The following is a 21174-nucleotide window of genomic DNA, read 5'->3' as shown; positions in this document are numbered from 1 at the left end:
CCATGCTGGCATCCATCCACCGCACGCTCGACCGCTTCGTGCTCGCCATCACGATCCCGCTGACGGTCGCCATGCTGGGCTGCGTGGTGTGGCAGGTCGTCGCCCGCTACGCGCTCAACGTCTCGACGTCGGCGACGGACGAGATCGCCCGCTTCGCCTTCATTTGGGTCAGCCTGCTCGGCTCGGCCTATGTGCTGGGCAAGCGCGGGCACATCGCCATCACCGGGCTGGTGGACCTTCTGCCGGCCCGGCCGCGCGGCGGCGTCGAGATCGCCATCGCGGCGCTGGTCGCGCTGTTCACCGTGACGATCCTGTGCGGCGGCGGCTGGCTGCTGGTGGACAAGGCGCGCACGCTCGGCCAGGTCACGCCGGCGCTCCAGCTGCCGATGTGGATGGTCTACGCCGTGATCCCGCTGTCCGGCGTGCTGACCCTGATCTACATGGTCATCGCCCTGCTGGAGAGCCTGCGCGAAGGGCCGGGCGTGACCAGCCACGCCGTCTCGCTCGACTGATACGGCTGGAAAATGATCACTTCCATCATTTTCCAGCCGTGAAACCCGGCAGATCAATGCCTTGGCATTGATCGAGAGGGTCATGCCGGCGGCGCCTTCAGGTGCCGTCGGTATGACGCCCACCCCTTCCGTCGCGGAAACGCAGCCATGGACTTCTCCCCCGCCCTCGTCCTCAGCGCCGCCTTCGTCGCCTTTCTGGCCTTCGGCGTGCCCATTTCCTACGCCACCGGGCTCGCCTCGATCACGGCGCTGCTGACCATCATGCCGCCGCTGCCGGCGATCTCGGTGACGGCGCAGCGCATCGCCACCGGCCTGGACAGCTTCGCGCTGCTGGCGATCCCCTTCTTCTTCATGGCCGGCTCGATCATGAACCGGGGCGGCATCGCCCGCCGCCTGATCGACTGCGCCAAGGTCTTCGTCGGCTGGATGCCCGGACCGCTGGCGCAGATCACCATCCTCGCCAACATGATGTTCGGCTGCGTGTCGGGGTCGGCGGTGGCCGCCGCCTCGGCCATCGGCGGCACCATGCAGCCGTCGATGGACAAGGCCGGCTACGACCGCAGCTACACCGCGGCGGTCAACATCTCCTCCTGCATCACCGGGCTGCTGATCCCGCCGTCGGGCGCCTTCATCGTCTATTCGCTGGTGTCGGGCGGCACCTCCATCGCGGCGCTGTTCGTGGCCGGCTACCTGCCCGGCTTCCTGCTCGGGTTGGCGGTGATGATCCCGGCCTGGATGATGGCGAAGAAGCGCGGCTACGCCCGCCTGCCCTCCCCGACCCTGTCCCAGTCCTCGCGCGCCATGCTGTCCGCCCTGCCCAGCCTGGGGCTGATCGTGGTCGTGATCGGCGGCATCGTCGGCGGCATCTTCACCGCGACCGAGGGATCGGCCATCGCCGTCGTCTACGCGCTCGCCCTGGCGCTCGCCTACCGGGAGCTGTCGCTGGACGACATCATGCAGATCCTGATCGACACCATCGTGGCGACGGCGGTGGTGGCGCTGATGGTCGGCACCTCCATGGCGATGGCCTACGTGATGTCGCTGGCCGAGATTCCGCAAATCATCGGCGACTGGGTGCAGTCGGTGTCCGGCAACTGGATCATCGCCCTGCTGCTGGTCAACATCGTGCTGCTGCTGATGGGCACCTTCCTGGACATCACGCCGGGCATCCTGATCTTCACGCCGATCTTCCTGCCGGTGCTGGTGGAGCTGGGGGTGGACCCGGTGCATTTCGGGGTGATCCTGGTGTTCAACCTGTCGCTCGGCATCGTCTCGCCGCCGACCGGCAGCGCCCTGTTCATCGGCTGCGCCGTGGCGCGCGTGTCGATCGAGCAGGTGATCCGGCCGCTGATCCCCCTCTTCGCCTGGAGCACCGCGGCGCTGCTGGTGGTCACCTACGTGCCTGGCCTGTCGCTCTGGCTGCCCAGCCTGTTCGGCCTCATCAAGTAAGCGGGACTCAAAGCCGGGTCCCGCCCCCGCGGCCCAGCTCCCCACAAACCTCAGGTCTCATGACGTCAGGAGTTCACGCGCCATGCGCACGCTGACCGGCGCCTCCCTCGTTGCGCCCGCCCTGTCCCGCGACGGGGCGCAAGCCGACCCCCAAGGGATCGCCTTCGACCTCGACCGCGGCTACCGCCTGACCCTGTTCCCGCTGGGGCCCGCGCTGGCGCGCGTCCTCATCGAGCGGCCGGGCGGGCTGCGCACGCCGCGCACCTGGTCGCTGGCGCCCGAGCTGTCGGGCGAGACCGACCCCGCGCTGGCCGACCCCATCGACGGGCGCGACCGCCGCGACCTGACCGGCTTCCCCGGCACGCCGGCGGCGGTCGAGGAGAGCGCCGACTGCGTCACCGTCACCACCCCCGGCTGGCGCGTCGTGGTCCAGCGCTCGCCCCTGGCGCTGCGCTGGTACGAGCCGGCGGCGGAGGGCGACGGCTGGCGCCTCGTCCTCGCCGACCGGCCGACCCAGCCCTACCTGTTCGACGACCGCTCCCCCCGCTTCGCCCACCATCTGGTCAGCCACGCCGGGGAGCGCTACCACGGCTTCGGCGACAAGAGCGGCGGCACCGACAAGCGCGGCCGGCGCCTCGCCATGGGGACGACCGACGCGCTCGGCTACGACGCGGAGACGAGCGACCCGCTCTACAAGCACATCCCCTTCTGCCTCAGCGTGCGGCCGGAGCGCGGCGGGGCGGCGGTCGGCGTCTTCTACGACAACCTGTCGCGCGGTCTCTTCGACCTCGGCCAGACCATTGACGCCTACCACGGCGACTTCATCCGGTTCGAGGTGTCGGACGGCGACCTCGACTGCTACGTCCTGTTCGGCCCGAGCGTTCCGCAGGTCGTGGCGAATTTCACCGCCCTGACCGGACGCACCTCCTTCCGGCCGCGCTGGGCGATCAGCTATTCCGGCTCGACCATGCAGTACACCGACGCGCCGGACGCCGGGGTGCGGCTGCTCGGATTCCTCGACGCGCTGAAGGAGCACGATCTGCCCTGCGGCTCGTTCCAGATGTCGTCCGGCTACACGATGATCGGCGACAAGCGCTACGTCTTCCACTGGAACCGCGACAAGTTCCCCGAGCCGGAGGCGGTGACCGCCAAGTTCGCCGAGGCCGGCGTCCATCTCGTCGCCAACATCAAGCCGGCGCTGCTCGACGACCATCCGAAATTCGCCGAGGTCCAGGGCTTCGGCGGCTTCGTGCGCGACAGCGACGCCCCGGACCGCCCGCAGATCACCCAGTTCTGGGGCGGCGACGGCGCCTATCTCGACTTCACCAACCCCGCGACCACGCGCTGGTGGATGGGCAACGTCACGCGGGAGCTGCTGGAGCGCGGCATCGGCTCGACCTGGAACGACAACAACGAGTTTGAGATCTGGGACGACGCGGCGGTCTGCGACGTCAACGGCCATGGCGGCACGATGGCGACGCTGCGCCCGGTGCAGACGCATCTGATGATCCGCGCCTCGCACCTTGCCCAGGTGGCGCACGCGCCGGACAAGCGCCCCTACCTGATCTCGCGCTCCGGCGGGCCGGGCCTCCAGCGCTACGTGCAGACCTGGTCGGGCGACAACCGGACGAGCTGGAAGACGCTGCGCTGGAACCTGCGCATGGGCCACGGCTTCAGCCTGTCGGGCCTGTTCGACTACGGCCACGATGTCGGCGGCTTCGCCGGTCCCCGTCCGGAGCCGGAGCTGCTGATGCGCTGGATCGAGCAGGCGGTGTGGTGGCCGCGCTTCACCATCCATTCCTGGAACGACGACGGCAGCGTCACCGAGCCCTGGACCTATCCGGAGCTGCTGCCGCAGGTGAAGGCCGCGCTGGACTGGCGGGAGCGGCTGGTGCCGCTGCTCTACACGCTGCTGTGGCGGGCGCACCGCGACCATGACCCGGTGATGCGGCCGCTGTTCTTCGACTTCCCCGACCAGCCCGAGGCTTATGGTGAGGAGGACAGCACCATGGTCGGTGACCGGCTGCTGGTCGCCCCGGTCCTCGACCCCGGCCGGACGGAACTGGAGGTCTGGCTGCCGGCGGTGCCCGGCGGCTGGTACGACCTGCGCGACGGCAAGCGTTACGACGGCGGCGGGCGCGTCACCGTGGCGGCGCCGCTGGGCGTGGCCCCGGCCTTCGTGCGGGCCGGCACGCTGCTGCCGCTCGGCCCCGCCCCCTCCTGGGCGGAAGGCCCGCTGACCATCCGCTGCTTCCCCGGCCCGGAGGGCTACGCCCCGCTGACCCTGTTCGACGACGACGGGGAGAGCGTGTGCCGCGACGAGTCCGTCTGTCTGCTGACCATCAGCGGCACGGACGCGGCCTTGCTGTCGGTGAGCCGCAGCGGCGGCCGGGCGCCGCGCTGGACCTCCCTGTCCATCGAGACGGCGGACGGCACGCCGGTCGGCACCCTGCCCCTCTGACCGGATCAAACGGCACGCCCACGTCCAAGGGCGTGCCGCCCCACCCCACACAGGATCGCATGGCCGCCCCGGCGAAACCGAAGTGGTGGAATCCGGCGTGTTGGTATAAAGACCGGCTTACCAGGCCGGGCCCCTCTGACAGTTCCCTGAACTGTGATGTCGGACTGGAGACATACAGAGTGGCCCCCGCCCGCCCCTGCCGGCAGCGTTTCTGCCGTGTGCCTGGTCCCGCCCGTGGGTGCTGCTCTCTTGCCCTATGCTAGAGGAAGGCACCGCATGACCGATCTGTTCACAGCCGAAGCGCTCGCCGCGCTGCTTCAAGTCATCGCCATCGACCTCGTTCTGGCCGGCGACAACGCCATCGTGGTCGGCATGGCCGCCGCGGCGGTGCCGCTGGCCCAGCGCCGCAAGGTCATCTTCTGGGGGATCGCCGCCGCCATGGGGCTGCGCGTGTTCTTCGCCCTCATCACCACCCAGCTCCTCGCCATCATCGGCCTGACCCTGGCGGGCGGCGTCCTGCTGCTCTGGGTGTGCTGGAAGATGTTCCGCGAGCTGCGCAGCCACGGCGCGGACGAGATCGCCCCCGACGAGGCGATGGACGCGCCCGACCCCTCGGGCACCGTCACCGCCGGTGTGGCGGGCAACGCCGCCGTCGCGGCGGCCGGAGCGACCACCTTTGGTGCTGCCATCTGGCAGATCGTGGTGGCGGATGTGTCGATGTCGCTCGACAACGTGCTGGCGGTGGCCGGTGCTGCCAAGGAACACCCGACCATCCTGGTGATCGGTTTGGTGCTGTCGGTCGTCCTGATGGGCGCCGCCGCCAACATGATCGCGCATGTGCTGCACAAGCATCGCTGGATCGGCTGGGTCGGCCTCGCCATCATCTCCTACGTCGCGCTCGACATGATCTGGCGCGGCAGCAACGAAGTCCTCCGCCACATGGCGTGAGGACATGGCGTGAGGCCGGCCGCCGATCACGGTCGGGCTCGTTGACCGGGGGCGCCCGCCGCACCATGACGGTGCCGGGCGCCCCCGTTCTTTTTTACCCGCCGTTAAACGGCCGCCGTCACCACGACCTCGATCAGGATCGACGGGTCGCCCAAGTCGGCGACGCCGATGGTGGCGCGGGCCGGCAGGTCGTCGCCGTTCAGCCACTCCAGCCACGCGGCGTTCATGCCGTCCTTGGCCTTCATGTCGGTGATGAAGAGCTGGGCGGACAGCAGCTTCGTCTTGTCCGTGCCGGCCATGGCGAGCACGGCGTCGAGCTTCTTGCAGATCTGGGCGGTCTGCTCCTGCATGCCGACGCTGACGTCGTCGGCGATGATGCCGCCGAGGAAGGCGATGCCGTTGCTGACGACGACGCGGTGCATGATCTTGGTCTTCTCAACGCGCTTGATCACGAGAACTCTCCCGGTTTTGGTTGGTATCGGTACGGTTGTTGGTCAGGGGGTGACGGTGAAATCGACGTATTTGGCGGCGATGCGGGCCAGCGTGCCGTCCTGCACGACCAACGCGATCGCGGCGTCGAAGGCGGCCTTGAGGTCCGCGTCCTCCTTGCGCAGGCCGACGCCCACGCCGGGGCCGAACACCTCAGCGTCGACCAGCGGCTTGCCGACGAGCTGGAGCGACTTCGAGGCGTCGGCCTTCACCCAGTCGGACGCCGTGGCGCCGGTGGTGATGGCGGCGTCGATGCGCCCGCTCTTCAGGTCGGCCAGCAGGTTCGACGCGGTGTCGTAGTTCTTCAGCGAGACGGTCTTGCCGAAGTGCTTCTCGACGTAGCGGTAATGGGTGGTCGAGGTCTGGGCGCCCACCGACTTGCCGGCCAGGGTGGCTTCGGTTCCGTCAATGCCGCCGCCGGTGGCCGCGACGAAATAGGCCGGCACGACCATGTAGGGGACGGAGAAGGCGATGGCCTTCGCGCGCTCCGGCGTGATGTTCATGGTCGCCATGATCGCGTCGTAGCGGCGCGACAGCAGGCCGGGGATGATGCCGTCCCAATCCTGGGCGACCAGGGTGCAGCGCCGCTTCATGCGCTCGCACAGCGCGTTGGCCAGCTCCACCTCCAGCCCGCCGAGCGTGCCATCGGGAGAGGTCATGTTGAAGGGCGGGTAGGCGCCCTCCGTCGCGATGCGCAGCGGCGGACCGTCGGCGCGCGAGGCCGTGGGGACGGCCGCCGCGAGGGCGCACAGGCCCATCGCCAGCCCGAGGGCCAGACGTTTCATGGAAAACTCCGGTTTGGTAAATCGGTAGGAGCCGATCAGAGGGCGGCGATCACCTGGATCTCGACCAGCAGGTCGGGGTCGGCGAGCTTGGCCTCGACGGTCGCGCGGGCCGGGGCGTTGGCGCGATCCACCCAGGCGTCCCAGGCGGCGTTCATCGCCGCGAAGCCGGCCATGTCGGCGAGATAGACGGTGGCGGTGAGCAGCCGGCTCTTGTCCGTGCCGGCGCGCTCCAGCAGAACGTCGATCTGGCGCAGCACGTCGCGGGTCTGCGCCGTCACGTCGTGGGTCACGCCACCCATGGCCTCGAAATCGGCGATCTGGCCGCACAGATAGACGGTGTCGTTATGAATGACCATCTCGCTCATCCGCGGGCCGCAATCGAAACGCTGAATCGTCAAAACGTGGGTCTCCTGAAAAGGCCGCTCCGCCGGAGCGGTCACGCGGCGGCCGCCGTGTGGCGGAATCGCTGGATGCCGAAGGCGTCGATGGGCAGGTCGCTCGCCCCGCGGGTGATCAGGTCGGCGGTGATCCGCCCGACGATGGGGCCGAGCTGGAAGCCGTGGGCGGAGAAGCCGAAGGCGTGGAACACCCCCTCCTCCGTGCCGCTGGGGCCGATCACCGGGATGTCGTCGGGCATCCGCGCCTCGATCCCCGCCCAGGCGCGGACGATGGTGGCGCTGCGCATGATCGGGAACAGGTCCCACACCGTGCGGGCGTTGGTGGTGACGTTGGCGAAGTCCAGGTCCGTCCGGTTCTCGTCGCGGTAGGCGCGGCCCAGCAGACCGCCGCCGATCAGCACGGTCCCGTTGGGAAACTGCTTGAAGGACAGGGTGCGGCCCGTCGCCCCGACCACCGGCTTGAGGAAGGGCGGCACGCGGGCGGTGATCATCAGCATGGGCGCGATGACCTCCAGCGGCACCGGCTCGCCGAGCTGGGCGGCCAAGCGGTCGGCCCAGGCCCCGGCGCAGTTGACCAGCACCGGCGCCTCGTGCGCCACGCCGTCCGCCGTCTCCACCCGCCAGTTGCGGCCCGAGCGGGCGACCCGCGCGACTGCCGCCCCCTCGTGGAAGCGGGCCCCCAGACTCTCCGCCTTGCGCTTGAAGGCGAAGGTCGTGCGGTAGGGGATGGCCGCCCCGTCGCGGCGCGACACCAGGGCGCCGAGGCAATGCTCCGCGATGGACGGGACGAGGCGGCGCAGCTCCGCCTGATCCACCACCTCCTCGTGCGTGAAACCGAGCGCTGTGAGCTGGGCCGCCCGCTCCCGGCAGGAGTCCAGCTCCGCCTCGGTCTCCGCGACCTTGAGCTGGCCGTGGCTTTCGAAGCCGCAATCGTCGTCCACGAGGTCGCGGATGCCGTGCCACAGCGCCATCGAGGCGACGGACAGCGGCACCTCCGCGGCGTGGCGGCCGAGCTGGCGCACCCCGCCGGCGTTCACGCCGGAGGCGTGGCGGCCGATGTGGTCCTTCTCCAGCACCAGCGCCCGGACCCCGCGCATGGCGAGGTGCAGCGCGGTGGAGCAGCCGTGCAGGCCGCCCCCGACGACGATGACGTCCGGCTCCGACATGGCGTCCCCCTGCCCCGTCAGTGGTGCATCACGGCGGCCACCTCGTCCTCGGCCTTGGGCAGCGAGGCGAGTTCGGCCAGCGTGATCGGCTTCACCGGCGGGCGCAGCCGGTAATAGCCGACCTCCGCCGGGGAGACGCCGCGGGCGTCGGCGATGACCTCGACCACGGTCGGGCCGCACAGCCGCCCCTGGCACGGCCCCATGCCGCAGCGCAGGAAGGACTTGGTCTGGTTCGGCCCGCTGACGCCCAGCTTCACGGCATCGCGCACCTGCCCCGCCGTCACCTCCTCGCAGCGGCAGACGATGGTGTCGTCGGCGGGGACGCGGAAATCCTGGCCCGGCCGGTAGAGCGCGTCGAGGAAGTCGCGGCCGCGCAGCGCCCGGTCCAGCGCCTCGCGGTGCGGGGCGGCGTCGCGGTCACGGGTGGCGCGGTCGATGGCGCCCAGCCGGTGCAGGGCGTCCAGCGCCGTCAGCCGGCCGCGGTGCTCCGCCGCCAGGGCGCCGCCGATGCCGGCCCCGTCGCCGGCGATGGCGACTCCCTCCACCGACGTGGCGCCCCAGCCGTCGACGTCCGGCACCCAGCAGCGCTGCGCCTCGTCCCAGGACTGGGCGCAGCCGGTGGCGTTGGCAAGGTTGATGTTGGGTATCACCCCATGGTGCAGCAGGAGCGTGTCGGCCGGAAGGCGCTGCTCCGTCCCGTCGCCCTGGCGGTAGACGACCGACTGCACGCGCCCGTCTCCCTCGGCGCGCAGCGCGGAGACGTTGCCGATCACCTTGATCTTGCGCCGGACCTCCAGCAGCAGCTTCAGCCCCTTGCCGACATAGCCGGAGCGGGCGAAGGCCGACAGGTGCGGCATGGCCTGCCGCCAGTTCTCCCGCGGCGTGGTGTCGAGGATCGCGTCGATGCGCGCGCCGGCCCGCAGATACTGCCAGGCGAGCAGCCAGAGCAGCGGCCCGCTGCCGGCCATGACCACGTTGCCCGAGGCGACGAGGCCGGAGGTCTTGAGCAGGATCTGCGCCGCCCCCGCCCCCATCACACCGGGCAGCGTCCAGCCGGGAACCGGGAAGGGCCGCTCCAGCGCGCCGGTTGCCAGGATAACATGCCGCGCCGGCAGGATGCGCGCCGCCCCGTCGCGCGACAGGCCGATGTCGAGCGTGCGCGAGACGCTCCACACCGCGGTGCCGGGCAGGTAATCGGCGCCGCTGTCACGGAACGGCCCGACCAGATCGGCACCGTGCCAGTAGTCGGTCCCGAGCACGCTGGGATTCTTCACCGGCGAGCGGGTGATGGCGCGGTAGATCTGGCCGCCGGGAGCCGCCTGCTCGTCCAGCAGGACGGTGGACAGGCCGCGCTTGGCGGCCAGCGTGGCGGCGGCGAGGCCGGCCGGGCCGGCGCCGATCACCGCCAGATCGTAACGAGGCTTCAGGTCGGTCACCGGTCGATCTCCCGCTTGCCGTTCTGGGTCTCCACCCGCATGCCGGGGCGGATGCGGATCTGGCAGCCCTGCTGGTTTCCGGTGCCGTCGATGGTCACCAGACAGTCGAAGCACACGCCCATCATGCAGTAGGGGCCGCGCGGGGCGCCGGACACCGGGGTGGTCCGGCAGGCGCCGACCCCGTTGGCGATCAGGGCGGCGGCGACGCTGTCGCCGGACAGCGCCTCGGCCGGGCGGCCGTCGATGGTGAAGGAGACGCGCTCTCCGCCCGCGTCAGGCAACCGCTGGAACATGGAACCTCCGGGCGCTGAAGGCCGAGAATTCGTCGGGCAGGGTGCCGGCGGCGATATGCGGCGCCAGCGCCAGCGCGTGGTTGGCGGCAAGCGTCACGCCGCTGTGGCAGGTGGCGACGAAGGCGCCGGGCATGGTGGTGGACTGCTCGTAGATCGGGAAGCCGTCCGGGGTCAGCACGCGCAGCGCCGCCCAGGTCCGCACCACGTTCAGCTTGCCGAGCAGCGGGAAGATGCGCAGCGCGCGGTCGGCGATGGTCGAGGTGACGCCGTTGCGCACCGTCGTGTCCAGCCCGGCATCCTCGAAGCTGTCGCCGATCATCACCCCACCCTCGTCGGTCTGGCGGATGAAGCCGACCGGAAACTTCAGGAAGGGGGCGGTCTTCTCCGTCACGATGATGTGCCCGCGCTCCGGCCGCACCGGGGCGTCCAGCCCGACCATGGGGGCCAGCCGGCGGGCGTCGTGCCCGGCGGCGATGACCACCTTGCCCGACCGCACCTCGTCCCCCGAGGCGGTGACCATGCGGAACCCACCCTCGCGCGGCTCGAGCCGCTCCACCCGGTGGTGCGGCAGGTAGGAGACCCCGGACAGGCTCATCCCGGTGTGCAGCGCGCGCAGCAGCTTCAGCGAGTTGCAATGGCCGTCGAGCGGGCAGTAGCCGGCCCCGACCACGTCCTTGCCGATGAAGGGCATCTCCTTCGCCACGGCGGCGCGGTCCATCATCTCGTAGTCGTAGCGGACAACGTTCGGCTGGTTGTGCAGGCGGCGGAGCTGGCCGGCGCGCCGCTCCATCTCCTCCTCCGACAGCAGGGGCAGGAAGCCGCCCGGCCGGCGGTAGCACACGTCGATCCCGGTCTGCTCCTGTAGCCGCTCGGCGAAGCCGGTCCAGCTGTCGGAGGACATCTTGGTCCAGCCGGCGTATTCCGGCAGCCCCAGACCCTTGCCCTGCACCCAGACCAGGGCGAAGTTGCCGCGCGACGGGCGGACGGCGACGTCCCCCTCGTCGAGGACGGCGACCGTCTGCCCCTGCTGGGCGAGGCCCCAAGCGATGGCCGATCCGACCAGCCCGCCGCCGATCACGGCGACGTCGCAGTCGGACCTCGTTCTCTCGGTCATGGTGACGCTCACTCCTGTCCGCGGCCGACCAGCAGCCGCTCAAGCCCGTAGAGCCGGTCGAGCACCAGCATCGCCGCCACCGTCATGAAGATCAGCGAGGCGGACACCGCGGCGACCAGGGGGTCGATGTTGTCCTGGATGTAGAGGAAGAGACGCACCGGCAGCGTCGTCGTCTCGGGCGAGGCGATGAAGACGGTCATCGTCACCTCGTCGAAGCTGTTGATGAAGGCCAGCACCCAGCCGCTCGCCACACCCGGCAGGATCAGCGGCAGCGTCACCCGCCGGAAGGTCGTCCAGGAGGTGGCGCCGAGCGAGGCCGCGGCGTTCTCGATGGAGCGGTCCATGCCGGTGGAGGCCGCCAGGATCAGCCGCAGCGCGAAGGGCAGGATGATGACCACATGGCTCAGCACCAGCCCGGCGAAGGTGCCGCCCAGCCCGATCTGCGTGAAGAAGCGCAGGAAGGCGATGCCCAGCACGATGTGCGGCACCATCAGCGGCGACAGGAACAGCGCCGTGATCGCCTCGCGCCCGCGGAACTGGTGGCGGGCGATGGCCAGCGCCGCCGGGACCGAGAAGGCCACCGCGATGGTGGAGCTGACCGCCCCCAGCAGCAGGCTGTCGCGGAAGGCCCGCGCGAATTCGGGGTTGTCGCCGATGGCCTTGAACCAGCGCAGCGACAGCCCCTCGGTCGGCAGCGACAGATAGCCCTGCGAGGTGAAGGCGACCACGCAGACGACCAGGATCGGCGCCAGCAGGAAGGCCAGGAACAGCGTGTGGAAGACCAGGGCGACGGGGCCGTTGCGGTTCATTCGAACACCTGCTTGTAGCGACGTTCGACCAGCCGGTTGCAGCCGACGATGATCACGATGTTGGCGAGCAGCAGAAGGATCGCGATGGCGGCGCCCAGCGGCCAGTTCAACGTGTTCAGGAACTCGTCGTAGGCCAGCGTCGCCGCCACCTTCAGCCGCCGCCCGCCGATGATGGCCGGGGTGGCGAAGGCGCTGGCGGCCAGCGCGAAGACGATGATCGAGCCCGACAGGATGCCCGGCACCACCTGCGGCAGCACCACGCGGCGCAGCACGGTGAAGGGCTTGGCGCCCAGCGACAGCGCGGCGTTCTCGACCTGCGGGTCCAGCCGCTGCAGCGACGCCCAGACCGACAGCACCATGAAGGGCACCAGCACGTGCGTCAGGGCGATGATGACGCCGGTCTCGGTGTACATGAACTCGATCGGCGTCGCGATCAGCCCGACCGTCATCAGCGCCGTGTTGATGATGCCGGTGGAGCCGAACAGCAGCGCCCAACCGAGCGTGCGCGACACCACCGAGATCAGCAGTGGCCCCAGAACAATCAGCAGACACAAGCCGCGCCAAGGCGACCGCATGCGCCGCAGGATGTAGGCCTCCGGCGCGCCGAGCACGGCGCACAGCAGGGTCACCACCACGGCGATGCGGAAGGTGCGCAGGAAGATTTCGTGGAAATAGTCGTCGGTGACGATGTCGATGTAGTTGCCGAGCTGCCAGACGTCCTGGATGCCCGTGTAGAAGCCGAAGCTGTTCAGCGACAAGAGCCCGGTCATGACCAGCGGCACCAGCAGCAGCACGGCGAACAGCGCCAGCGCCGGCAGGCTGAGCAGGTAGGGCGCCAGCGGGCGCCGCTCCGGCCGCGGCGGCGGGGCGGAATCGGCAGCCACGTCTGGGGAATCGATCAGGGATTTATGAGCGTCCACGGCGGTCATGCCTCACCCGCCATCACGCGCATGTCCTCCGCCCGCCAGCCCAGCATGACCGGCTCGTTCTCGGCCGGCAGGGTTTGGCCGTCGTGTTGGCGGATCACCGTCAGGTCGCCGGCCTCCGTGCGGATCTCGAACAGCCATTGGGTGCCCTGGAAGACCCGCGCCCGGACGAGGCCCGGCACGCCGGCGCCGTCCACGAAGCGGACCTTCTCCGGCCGCACGGTCAGCAGGCCGGGGCCGTCCGGCACCTCCGCGGCGACCGGCCACGCCGTGCCGGCCACGTCGATGCGCCGCCCGGCGCCGTCGCGGCGCACCACACCCTGGAGCAGGTTGGTGCGGCCGAGGAAGTTGGCGACGAAGGCGCTGGCCGGGTTGTCGTAGGCGTCCTGCGGGGCGGCGACCTGCTCGACCCGGCCCTTGTTCATGATGACCACCCGGTCGGACAGGGCCATCGCCTCCGCCTGATCGTGGGTGACGAGGATCATGGTGGTGCCGACGCTGCGCTGGATGCGCCGCAGCTCGATCTGCATCTCCTCGCGCATCTTGGCGTCGAGGTTGGACAGCGGCTCGTCGAGCAGCAGCAGGCTCGGCTTGATGACCATGGCGCGGGCCAGCGCCACGCGCTGCTGCTGGCCGCCGGACATGCGCCGCGGGTAGCGGTCGCCGAAGGCCCCCAGCCCGACGAGCTGGAGCGCGTCGCGCACCATGCGGTCGCGGTCGGCGCGCGGGATGCCGCGCATCTCCAGCCCGAAGGCGACGTTTTCCGCCGCCGTCATGTGGGGGAACAGGGCGTAGCTCTGGAAGACGATGCCGAGCCCGCGCTCGTTGGGCTTCTTGGCCAGCAGGTCGGCGCCGTCCAGTGTGACGCGCCCGGCGCTGGGGTCGAGGAAGCCGGCGATCATCTGGAGCGTCGTGGTCTTGCCGCAGCCCGACGGGCCGAGCAGCGAGACCAGCTCCCCCTTCTCCACCGTCAGGGACAGGTTGTCGACGGCGACCCAGGGGCCGAACCGCTTGGTCAGCCGATCGAGGACAAGGTAAGGCATGGCGTCGTCTCCCACCAAGGAACCTGGAAAATTCCGGCCCGCCGCGGGTGCGGGCCGGAAGCGGCGGTCAGCGCTCGATCTCGCGGGTCCAGCGCTTGTTCCAGGCCTCGCGGTTGGCGTTGATGGTGTCCCAGTCGACCACCAGCAGCTTGCCCATCTGCTCGGGGCCGTAGGGGATGCCCACCTGCTGGTCGGCGGTCAGGGTGACCGTCTTGTTGACCGGGCCGAAGCCGGCGCCGGTCGCCATCACGGTCTGCACCTCGGGCGACAGCATGTGCTGGATGAACTGCTGGGCCTCCGCCGCCTGCTTGCTGCCGGTGATCGCGCAGGCCGCCGAGGCCAGCACGATGCCGCCCTCCTTCGGGTAGACGAAGGCGGCGGGGAAGCCGGTGTCGGCCAGCGCCTTGGCGCGGCCCGAGCCCCAGACGGCGACGGTGGCCTGCCCGCTCTGGAACAGCTCGGTCATCTTGCCCGGCGACGGCTCGTAGGCGAGCACGTTCGGGTTCACCTTGTCCTTGAAGGCCTTGAAGCCGGGGTCGATGTTCTTCTCGCCGCCGCCGTCGAGCCGCGCCATCATCACCAGCGCGTGCAGGCCGTAGCTGTTGTTGATCGGCGGGATGACCAGCTTCTTGCGGTACTTGGCGTCCTCGATGTCCTTCCAGGAGGAGGGGGCGGCCCAGCCGTTCTCGTCGAAGACCTTCTTGTTGTAGACGATGCCGGTGCCGACCGCGCCGACGCTGACCGCCTTGCCCGAGGGAATCTTCGCCAGATCGTAGAGGTCGTCGTAGACCGGCGCCTTGGCGATGTCGGCGCAGAAGCCCAGCGCCACCGCCTGGTACATCGGACCGTCGTCCAGGATCACCACGTCGATCTGCTGGTTGCCCTTCTGGGCCTGGAGCTTGGCGAGGTTGTCGGTGGAATTGCCGGCGACATACTCGACCTTCACGCCCGTCTTGCTCTCGAAGGCCGGGATGATGTCCTTGCGCATGGTCTGTTCGAAGGACCCGCCGTAGGCGGCGACATACAGGGTCTTCTGCTGCGCCTGCGCGGCGCCGCATCCCAGGGCGGCGGTTGCCATCAGGCCGTACACCAACGCTCGCATCTGTCCCTCTCCTGTTCTGGTTCGTTTCCCAGCGGTGCGCGTTTTGTCGCACCCCCGGAGCGTCGCGCCCCGCTGGCATAATCGTCAAATCGAATTGTTTGTGGTGTCTATAACTGAATGTTATACTGCAACGCATCTGACACCCTTGGACCGCACCGGAATGCTCAATCCCCGCCAGATCGAGGCGTTCCGCGCCGTCATGCTGACCGGCGGGATCACCGCGGCGGCAGAGCTTCTGAACATCTCCCAGCCGGCGGTCAGCCGCCTGATCGCCGACCTGCAATACGCGCTGAAACTGACCTTGTTCGAGCGGCGCGGCTCGCGCATCGCGCCGACCAGCGAGGCCATGTCGCTGTACCAGGAGGTGGAGCGGTCCTTCGTCGGGCTGGAGCGGATCGAGCAGGCGGCGCGCGACCTCCAGGAGCGGCGGGCCGGCACGCTGCGGGTGGCCGCCATGCCGGCGATGGCCATCGGCTTCCTGCCGCGCTTCGTCGCCCGCTTCCTTGAGGAGCGGCCGCGGGTGGACGTGTCGCTGTGGGGCAGCAGCTCCCCCCAGGTGCTCGATTGGGTGGCCGCCGGCCAGTGCGAGCTGGGCTTCGGCCAGTCGGCGGTGGAGCACGCGACGGTGCTGTGCGAGCGGATGCCGCGGGTGCGGGCGGTCGCCGTGGTGCCGAGCAACCATCCCCTGGCCGTGCGCAAGCGGCTGGTCCCGGAGGACTTCGCGGGCGAGGCATTCATCGCGCTCGGCGCCGCCACGCTGATGCGCTATTCCATCGACGCGATGTTCGCCGAGCACGGTGTCGCCCGGACCATGCGGGTGGAGACGCAACTCACCATGATCGCCTGCGCCATGGTCGCCGCCGGGGCGGGAATCTCCATCGTCGATCCCTTCACGGCGCAGGAGTATGCGGGGCGCGGCGTCGCCATCCGCCCCTTCGAACCGGCCATCACCTTCGAAATGGCGGTGCTGCATTCGGCGCAGCGGTCGCTGTCCACCCTCGCGCAGGATTTCCTGGGTGGGTTCCGCGACGCCGTCGCCACCTTCCGCCTGCCCGATCAGGACTGACGCCGGTTCAGCCCCCTCAGCCGCGCGTGTGGAAATGACTGAGGAAGGCGCGTGTGGCCTCCTGCTGTGGCCGGTCGATGACGTCGCGCGCCGGCCCCTCCTCCACGATCACGCCGTCGCGCATGAAGATCACGCGGTCGGCGACCTCGCGGGCGAAGGCGATCTCGTGGGTCACGATGATCATCGTCATGCCCTCGGCGGCGAGGTCGCGCATCACCCCCAGCACCTCCGACACCAGCTCCGGGTCGAGGGCGGAGGTCGCCTCGTCGAACAGCATGACCTCCGGCTCCATGGCCAGCGCGCGGGCGATGGCGACGCGCTGCTTCTGCCCGCCGGACAGCCGGTCCGGGTAGGCCTCGGCCTTGTCGGCCAGCCCGACCTTGGCGAGCAGCCGGCGACCGATGGCCTCGGCCTGCGCCTTCGGCATGTTCTTGGCGGAGACCGGCCCCTCCATCACGTTGCCCAGCACGGTCATGTGCGGGAACAGATTGAAGTGCTGGAACACCATGCCGGTGTTGGAGCGGAACTTCGCCTGCGCCTTGGGCCGGGGCAACGCCTTGCCCGTCTCGAAGTCGAAGGCGTCGCCGCCGATGCGGACCCGGCCGCCGTTCGGCACCACCAGCAGGTTGAGGCAGCGCAGCAGGGTGGACTTGCCCGACCCCGAGGGGCCGATCAGCGCCACGACGGCGCCGGAATCGACCTTCAGGTTGATGTCGCGCAGGACGACCAGCTCGCCGAATTGCTTCCTCAGCCCGGCGACTTCGATCTTGGGAATGCTCATGGGAAAGGCCCTCTCGCGTTGGATCGCCGGGGAAACGTCAGTGCCCCGGACCTCAATGACCCGTCTGGAGCTGCTTCTCGCCCCGCTTCACGATGGCCGTCAGGGGGACCAGCACGACGAAGTAGATCAGTGCGACGATGGTGTAGACCTCCAGCGGGCGGAAGGTGTCCGTTGCGGCGACCTGCCCCTGGTAGAGAAGGTCCGGCACCGCCACCACCGAGACCAGCGAAGTGTTCTTGAACTGGATGATCGACTGGTTCATCAGCGGCGGGATCATGCGCTTGACCGCCTGGGGCAGCACGATGCGCCGCATCACCTTGGCCGGCGTCATGCCGAGCGCCAGCCCGGCCTCCGTCTGTCCCGCCTCGATGGAGACCACGCCGCCCCGGATCACCTCCGCGTAGAAGGACCCGCCGTAGAGCGACAGGGTGAGGACGGAGGCCGTCACCGCGTCGATCTGGATGCCGGTCAGCATCGGCAGCGCGTAATAGAACCACAGCAGCTGCACCAACAGCGGCGTGCAGCGGAACAGCTCGATGTACGCCCAGGAGATCCAGCGCAGCACCGCGAAGCGCGAGAGCTGGGCCAGCCCGCCGACCAGCCCGAGCAGCAGGCCCAGCACGACGACGGCGGCCGTCAGGCCGATGGTGACCAGCGTGCCGTTGAGGAACAGCCAGCGGTAACCCCAGAGCATCTCGAAGTTGAAGGTGTACATGGCGGGCCTGCTTGCAAAACTACGGAACGGCGGTCGAATCCCCGTGGGGCCGGCCGCCGTGCGCCATCGGAACCCAGGTCCGTCGGCGGGCCTATAGGCGGGTTCCTTCAAAGCGGATTGCAATCCGCTTTGGACCGCGACGGCGGTCCCGGCCGCACGTGCGGCCGAAGCCCGCCGGCGAGTGAGGCGATGTGACTCTAAAGCGAACGGACGTTCGCTTTAAAAGGTGATGCCTTCCGGGATGTCGCTCATGGCGATGTCCACCTTGGCGAGGCTGTTCACCACCGCCTCGCGGATCAGGCCCAGGCCCTGGGCATAGACGATCCAGGTGTTCACGAAGTCGCGCAGGGTCTTGTCCGGCTCGCGCCGCACCGCCGCGTTGGAGGTGGAGCCGAAGATCGGGCGCGGCACGATCACCTTGCCCAGCGACGGGTCGCGCTTCACCGCGCGCACGCCGCCCATCCAGAAGATCGACTGGGCGTCGGCCCGGCCGCTGCGCACGGCCAGCGTCGCCTCGTCCAGCGACTTGAAGCGGATGAGCTGGGCGTTCGGGCAGAGGCGGCTGGCCACCTGATCGTGGGCGGAACCGACGTCCACCGCGATCTTCACCTCCGGCTTGTTCATGTCGGCCCAGCTCTTCGGCTCGAAGCCCGGCTTGGCGATGACGACCAGGGCGCTGTTGTAGACCGGGACCGTGAAGTCGACGGCCAGGGCGCGTTTGGGCGTCGGGTTCATGCCGAACATGACGTCGATCTTGTTGGCCTGGAGATCGAGGATGGCGTTGCCCCAGGTGGTCTCGACCACCTCGATGCCGACGTCCATGTCGGCGGCGAGCGCCGACCCGATGTCCCAGAACTGGCCCGACCACTGGCCGGTCGTCTGGTCCTTCATGATCCAGGGGGCGCCGGTCGCCACACCGCCGATGCGCAGCTTCTTGGCCTTCAGGACCCGGTCGAAGGAGCTGCCGCCCTCCTGCGCCGCAGCCGGGGCGATGCCCGCCGCCATGGTGGCCCCGAAAGCCCCGACCGCCGCGCCGGCGCCCAGAAACCCAGCCAGTTCCCTGCGATTCACCATGTCCGTCTCCCTTGTGGTCCGTCGGGCTGTCCGACCGGATGTGTCATGACGTGTGTGTCTTTACGTGCGTTCAGGCCATTCCGTGTTCGTTGACCGGCCGCCGCCGCGGCTTCGCGTTGTTGGGGCGCTTTCCGGGGGAAGGAGCGCCCAAAGTGTTTCTCAGCCGTTAGGCGAGCGCGATGTCGCGCGCGTGCCGGGCGACGGCCTGGAGCTTCTCGGTGGTCTCGGCGGTCGGCGCGGTCAGCGGCAGCCGCACCCCGCCGACCGGCATGCCGGCCATCGCCATGAAGGCCTTCAGCGGGCCGGGGTTGGTTTCCAGGAAGATGGAATTCACCACCGGGTCGATCCGGGTCTGCTCGGCCAGCGCCTCGTTCAGCTTGCCGGCGCGCGCCAGTTCGAAGATGCGCAGCCAGATCTTCGGGTAGATGGTCGCCGAGGCCAGCACGCCGCCCCGCGCGCCCAGCGCGACGTGGGTGGCGAACAGCGGCTCCTCGCCGCTCAGCACCGAGATCTTCTCGCCGGCGTACTTCATCGTCTTGATGAATTCCGGCATGTCGTAGGAGGAGAACTTCATGCCGATGATGGAGCCGTCCTCCGCCATCGCCTGCACGCCCTCGGCGGTGACCGCCACGGTGGTGCGGCGGGGGATCTGGTAGAGCATGACCGGCAGGTCCACCGCGTCGCGGTAGGCGCGGAAATAGGCGCGCATGCCTTCCTGGGTGCCGGCGGCGTAATAGGGGGTGACGGTCATCACCGCGGCGGCCCCGGCGGCGGCGAAGTCGCGCCCGGCCTCGACCGCGTCCTGGAAGCCGGTGGACAGCACGCCGGGGATCACCGGTTTGCCGCCGGCCTCCTCCACGCAGGCGGCGACGACGCGTTTGCGCTCGTCCCGCGACAGGGCGGGATACTCGCCGGTGCCGCCGATCGGCACGACGCCGGACGCCCCGGCGTCGAGCTGGTGGCGCACCAGCCGCTTCAGGCCGGCGATGTCGACGGAACCGTCGACCGTCAGCGGCGTGACGATGGCGCTGAACAGGCCGCTGATCTCCGAATGGGTGAGTGCCATGGGGTCCTCGGATTTCCTAAGCGTGGCGTTTGAGGCGTGGCGTGACGGTGTGCTGCGGCCGCAGGGCGGCCTCGCCCCCGCGATGCGGGAAGCCGGTTCGGGACGATCGGAAGAAGCGCGATGAAACGAGTCCGATGAAATCGACAAAGACCGGCGCGCCGCCGGAAATCCGTGCCTGAACCCGCACCCGGACCAACGCTCGGGTGGGGGTCGGAGGGAACGGGAGCGATGGAGCGTCCCTTTTGAGACCTCGATCCGGCCCCGCCCGCATCCGACAAAGGAGATGTGACCCTATTTTTCCTTTTGCTGCAAGAACAAATCGTTTCATGGATGAAAAGTGACGATACGATAAAATCCGGCGCGCCAACACACGTCAACGTGGCCGTTCCACCGTCCCCGCGATGTCGGCCACGGTCGGGGCGCCGAGGAAACCCATGGTGGTCAGAAGCTCGCGCCGAACCATCTCCAGCACCGCCTGCGCACCCGCCGCCCCGTCGCTGGCCAGCCCGTAGAGAACGGCACGGCCAAGCAGCACGCCCTGCGCGCCGAGCCCCAGATAGCCGGCGACGTGGCTGCCGCGCCGCACCCCGCTGTCGGCCAGGACGGTCACCCGGTCGCCGACCCGCTCGGCGATGTCCGCCAGACAGCGCACGGGGTGGATGGCGTGATCCAGGTTGCGGGCGCCGTGGTTGGACACGACGATCCCGTCCACCCCGAGTTCGGCGGCCTTCTCCGCGTCGTCGGCGCGCAGCACGCCCTTCAAAATCAGCTTGCCTTTCCAGGCGTCCCGCAAGCTCCGCACGTCGTCCCACCCCACGTCCTGGGCGAGGCCGATCTCGTCCCCGACGGCGACCCGACCCAGCGCGGTGCGGAACTCGTCGGGATAGTGGGCGTAGGTCGGCACGCCGCCGTTGCGCAGATACTTGGCGAAGACCCCGGCGAACCAGCGCGGGTGGGCGAGACAGTCCAGCCCGGCGCGCAGCGACGGCTTGATCGGAATCCCGAAGCCGTTGCGGATGTTGTATTCGCGGTTGGGCGTCACCGCCGTGTCCACGGTCAGGACCAGGGTCTCTGCCCCGGCCCGTTCGGCGCGCCGCACCAGCTCGCGGGTGCGCTCGCGGCTGCGCCAGACATAGAGCTGGAACCACAGCCGCGCCCCGGATTCCCCGGCGATCCGCTCGACGGAGGTGATGGACTGGGTGGAGACGCAGAAGGGAATGCCGACCGCGGCGGCGGCCTTGGCCAGTTCGACCTCGCCGTCGTACCAGACCAGCCCGGCCACGGCGGTGGGCGCCACGACCAGCGGCATGGGCTGGCTCACCCCGAACAGGCGGGTGGTGGCGTCGCGTTTCGACACGTCCACCAGAACGCGCGGCTTGAAGACGAGGCTGTCGAGCGCCGTTTTGCTCGTCGCGATGCCGGTTTCGTCCTCAGTTCCGCGATCGATGTACTCGAACAGGCCGCGCGGGAGGCGGGCGCGCGCCCGCTGCCGGGCCTCGGCGATGTTGAGCGACGCGGTCACCGCCATGTCCCCGGTTTCC

The 21174-nt window shown here is 69.6% G+C and carries 21 protein-coding genes; 5 read left to right on the top strand and 16 right to left on the bottom strand.

Annotation, left to right across the window (positions count from 1 at the left end; translation table 11 throughout):
• Positions 1 to 2 precede the first annotated feature (2 nt).
• From ABAZ39_RS27645 to ABAZ39_RS27630, 4 genes are all read left to right on the top strand, one after another.
• A complete protein-coding gene (locus ABAZ39_RS27645; protein ID WP_040137509.1) occupies positions 3 to 512 on the top strand; it encodes a TRAP transporter small permease in 510 nt (169 codons plus the stop codon).
• Between the two features lie 147 nt (positions 513 to 659).
• Positions 660 to 1961, top strand: coding sequence for a TRAP transporter large permease (locus tag ABAZ39_RS27640; protein ID WP_040137508.1), 1302 nt, complete (start codon positions 660 to 662; stop codon positions 1959 to 1961).
• An 82-nt stretch (positions 1962 to 2043) separates the two neighbouring features.
• Positions 2044 to 4422 carry a glycoside hydrolase family 31 protein gene (locus ABAZ39_RS27635; protein WP_040137507.1) on the top strand — a complete coding sequence of 793 codons (2379 nt, stop codon included), beginning with the start codon at positions 2044 to 2046 and terminating at the stop codon, positions 4420 to 4422.
• Positions 4423 to 4698: 276 nt separating this feature from the next.
• Positions 4699 to 5370 carry a TerC family protein gene (locus tag ABAZ39_RS27630; protein WP_014199023.1) on the top strand — a complete coding sequence of 224 codons (672 nt, stop codon included), beginning with the start codon at positions 4699 to 4701 and terminating at the stop codon, positions 5368 to 5370.
• A gap of 104 nt (positions 5371 to 5474) precedes the next feature.
• Here the strand turns inward: ABAZ39_RS27630 and ABAZ39_RS27625 are convergent, their stop codons facing one another.
• From ABAZ39_RS27625 to ABAZ39_RS27575, 11 genes are all read right to left on the bottom strand, one after another.
• Positions 5475 to 5822, bottom strand: coding sequence for a RidA family protein (locus ABAZ39_RS27625; protein ID WP_035680290.1), 348 nt, complete (start codon positions 5820 to 5822; stop codon positions 5475 to 5477).
• Between the two features lie 42 nt (positions 5823 to 5864).
• Positions 5865 to 6644 carry a transporter substrate-binding domain-containing protein gene (locus tag ABAZ39_RS27620; RefSeq protein WP_040137506.1) on the bottom strand — a complete coding sequence of 260 codons (780 nt, stop codon included), beginning with the start codon at positions 6642 to 6644 and terminating at the stop codon, positions 5865 to 5867.
• A gap of 35 nt (positions 6645 to 6679) precedes the next feature.
• Positions 6680 to 7042 (bottom strand): RidA family protein, encoded by a 363-nt coding sequence (locus tag ABAZ39_RS27615; protein WP_040137505.1) that lies wholly within the window; start codon positions 7040 to 7042, stop codon positions 6680 to 6682.
• A gap of 38 nt (positions 7043 to 7080) precedes the next feature.
• Positions 7081 to 8208: an NAD(P)/FAD-dependent oxidoreductase gene (locus tag ABAZ39_RS27610; protein ID WP_040137504.1), complete on the bottom strand. Its 1128-nt coding sequence runs from the start codon at positions 8206 to 8208 to the stop codon at positions 7081 to 7083.
• Positions 8209 to 8225: 17 nt separating this feature from the next.
• Positions 8226 to 9635, bottom strand: a complete 1410-nt coding sequence (locus ABAZ39_RS27605) for an FAD/NAD(P)-dependent oxidoreductase (protein ID WP_040137763.1) — start codon at positions 9633 to 9635, stop codon at positions 8226 to 8228.
• A gap of 5 nt (positions 9636 to 9640) precedes the next feature.
• Entirely contained in the window at positions 9641 to 9937 is a 297-nt protein-coding gene (locus ABAZ39_RS27600) for a (2Fe-2S)-binding protein (RefSeq protein WP_040137503.1), read from the bottom strand.
• On the bottom strand, positions 9918 to 11051 hold the full coding sequence (locus ABAZ39_RS27595) for an NAD(P)/FAD-dependent oxidoreductase (RefSeq protein WP_040137762.1): 1134 nt from the start codon (positions 11049 to 11051) through the stop codon (positions 9918 to 9920). The genes ABAZ39_RS27600 and ABAZ39_RS27595 overlap by 20 nt, the downstream gene beginning before the upstream one ends.
• Positions 11052 to 11059: 8 nt before the next feature.
• On the bottom strand, positions 11060 to 11860 hold the full coding sequence (locus ABAZ39_RS27590; RefSeq protein WP_040137502.1) for an ABC transporter permease: 801 nt from the start codon (positions 11858 to 11860) through the stop codon (positions 11060 to 11062).
• The gene (locus ABAZ39_RS27585; RefSeq protein WP_040137501.1) at positions 11857 to 12789 is read right to left on the bottom strand and encodes an ABC transporter permease; all 933 of its coding nucleotides are present in this window, start codon (positions 12787 to 12789) and stop codon (positions 11857 to 11859) included. The genes ABAZ39_RS27590 and ABAZ39_RS27585 overlap by 4 nt, the downstream gene beginning before the upstream one ends.
• Complete coding sequence (locus tag ABAZ39_RS27580; RefSeq protein ID WP_040137500.1) at positions 12786 to 13829, bottom strand: ABC transporter ATP-binding protein; 1044 nt, start codon at positions 13827 to 13829, stop codon at positions 12786 to 12788. The genes ABAZ39_RS27585 and ABAZ39_RS27580 overlap by 4 nt, the downstream gene beginning before the upstream one ends.
• Before the next feature lie 67 nt (positions 13830 to 13896).
• Positions 13897 to 14931 carry an ABC transporter substrate-binding protein gene (locus ABAZ39_RS27575; protein ID WP_051658631.1) on the bottom strand — a complete coding sequence of 345 codons (1035 nt, stop codon included), beginning with the start codon at positions 14929 to 14931 and terminating at the stop codon, positions 13897 to 13899.
• Between the two features lie 160 nt (positions 14932 to 15091).
• On the opposite strand from ABAZ39_RS27575, the gene ABAZ39_RS27570 reads away from it, so the two are divergent.
• Positions 15092 to 15997: a LysR substrate-binding domain-containing protein gene (locus ABAZ39_RS27570; RefSeq protein ID WP_040137499.1), complete on the top strand. Its 906-nt coding sequence runs from the start codon at positions 15092 to 15094 to the stop codon at positions 15995 to 15997.
• A 16-nt stretch (positions 15998 to 16013) separates the two neighbouring features.
• Here ABAZ39_RS27570 and ABAZ39_RS27565 read toward each other — a convergent pair whose 3' ends face one another.
• The 5 genes from ABAZ39_RS27565 to ABAZ39_RS27545 form a co-directional block, all read right to left on the bottom strand.
• Positions 16014 to 16778, bottom strand: coding sequence for an amino acid ABC transporter ATP-binding protein (locus tag ABAZ39_RS27565; RefSeq protein ID WP_040137498.1), 765 nt, complete (start codon positions 16776 to 16778; stop codon positions 16014 to 16016).
• 52 nt (positions 16779 to 16830) lie between these two features.
• Complete coding sequence (locus ABAZ39_RS27560) at positions 16831 to 17493, bottom strand: amino acid ABC transporter permease (RefSeq protein ID WP_014199009.1); 663 nt, start codon at positions 17491 to 17493, stop codon at positions 16831 to 16833.
• 219 nt (positions 17494 to 17712) lie between these two features.
• The gene (locus ABAZ39_RS27555; RefSeq protein ID WP_040137497.1) at positions 17713 to 18567 is read right to left on the bottom strand and encodes a transporter substrate-binding domain-containing protein; all 855 of its coding nucleotides are present in this window, start codon (positions 18565 to 18567) and stop codon (positions 17713 to 17715) included.
• 166 nt (positions 18568 to 18733) lie between these two features.
• Positions 18734 to 19633: a 4-hydroxy-tetrahydrodipicolinate synthase gene (gene dapA / locus ABAZ39_RS27550; RefSeq protein WP_040137496.1), complete on the bottom strand. Its 900-nt coding sequence runs from the start codon at positions 19631 to 19633 to the stop codon at positions 18734 to 18736.
• Between the two features lie 373 nt (positions 19634 to 20006).
• Positions 20007 to 21161: an alpha-hydroxy acid oxidase gene (locus ABAZ39_RS27545; protein ID WP_040137495.1), complete on the bottom strand. Its 1155-nt coding sequence runs from the start codon at positions 21159 to 21161 to the stop codon at positions 20007 to 20009.
• Positions 21162 to 21174: the final 13 nt, after the last annotated feature.

This window comes from Azospirillum argentinense (assembly GCF_000632475.1).
Taxonomy (GTDB): Bacteria; Pseudomonadota; Alphaproteobacteria; order Azospirillales; family Azospirillaceae; genus Azospirillum; species Azospirillum baldaniorum.
The sequence above is the reverse complement of the archived record's forward strand: the minus strand, read 5'-3'. Positions and strand labels throughout refer to the sequence as shown.

Excerpts from the sequence above, each read along its gene's own strand:
- ABAZ39_RS27645 (WP_040137509.1), top strand. The coding sequence starts at position 3 with ATGCTGGCATCCATCCACCGCACGCTCGACCGCTTCGTGCTCGCCATC.
- ABAZ39_RS27640 (WP_040137508.1), top strand. The coding sequence starts at position 660 with ATGGACTTCTCCCCCGCCCTCGTCCTCAGCGCCGCCTTCGTCGCCTTT.
- ABAZ39_RS27635 (WP_040137507.1), top strand. The coding sequence starts at position 2,044 with ATGCGCACGCTGACCGGCGCCTCCCTCGTTGCGCCCGCCCTGTCCCGC.
- ABAZ39_RS27630 (WP_014199023.1), top strand. The coding sequence starts at position 4,699 with ATGACCGATCTGTTCACAGCCGAAGCGCTCGCCGCGCTGCTTCAAGTC.
- ABAZ39_RS27620 (WP_040137506.1), bottom strand. The coding sequence starts at position 6,644 with ATGAAACGTCTGGCCCTCGGGCTGGCGATGGGCCTGTGCGCCCTCGCG.
- ABAZ39_RS27610 (WP_040137504.1), bottom strand. The coding sequence starts at position 8,208 with ATGTCGGAGCCGGACGTCATCGTCGTCGGGGGCGGCCTGCACGGCTGC.
- ABAZ39_RS27600 (WP_040137503.1), bottom strand. The coding sequence starts at position 9,937 with ATGTTCCAGCGGTTGCCTGACGCGGGCGGAGAGCGCGTCTCCTTCACC.
- ABAZ39_RS27595 (WP_040137762.1), bottom strand. The coding sequence starts at position 11,051 with ATGACCGAGAGAACGAGGTCCGACTGCGACGTCGCCGTGATCGGCGGC.
- ABAZ39_RS27590 (WP_040137502.1), bottom strand. The coding sequence starts at position 11,860 with ATGAACCGCAACGGCCCCGTCGCCCTGGTCTTCCACACGCTGTTCCTG.
- ABAZ39_RS27585 (WP_040137501.1), bottom strand. The coding sequence starts at position 12,789 with ATGACCGCCGTGGACGCTCATAAATCCCTGATCGATTCCCCAGACGTG.
- ABAZ39_RS27580 (WP_040137500.1), bottom strand. The coding sequence starts at position 13,829 with ATGCCTTACCTTGTCCTCGATCGGCTGACCAAGCGGTTCGGCCCCTGG.
- ABAZ39_RS27575 (WP_051658631.1), bottom strand. The coding sequence starts at position 14,931 with ATGCGAGCGTTGGTGTACGGCCTGATGGCAACCGCCGCCCTGGGATGC.
- ABAZ39_RS27570 (WP_040137499.1), top strand. The coding sequence starts at position 15,092 with ATGCTCAATCCCCGCCAGATCGAGGCGTTCCGCGCCGTCATGCTGACC.
- ABAZ39_RS27565 (WP_040137498.1), bottom strand. The coding sequence starts at position 16,778 with ATGAGCATTCCCAAGATCGAAGTCGCCGGGCTGAGGAAGCAATTCGGC.
- ABAZ39_RS27560 (WP_014199009.1), bottom strand. The coding sequence starts at position 17,493 with ATGTACACCTTCAACTTCGAGATGCTCTGGGGTTACCGCTGGCTGTTC.
- ABAZ39_RS27555 (WP_040137497.1), bottom strand. The coding sequence starts at position 18,567 with ATGGTGAATCGCAGGGAACTGGCTGGGTTTCTGGGCGCCGGCGCGGCG.
- dapA (WP_040137496.1), bottom strand. The coding sequence starts at position 19,633 with ATGGCACTCACCCATTCGGAGATCAGCGGCCTGTTCAGCGCCATCGTC.
- ABAZ39_RS27545 (WP_040137495.1), bottom strand. The coding sequence starts at position 21,161 with ATGGCGGTGACCGCGTCGCTCAACATCGCCGAGGCCCGGCAGCGGGCG.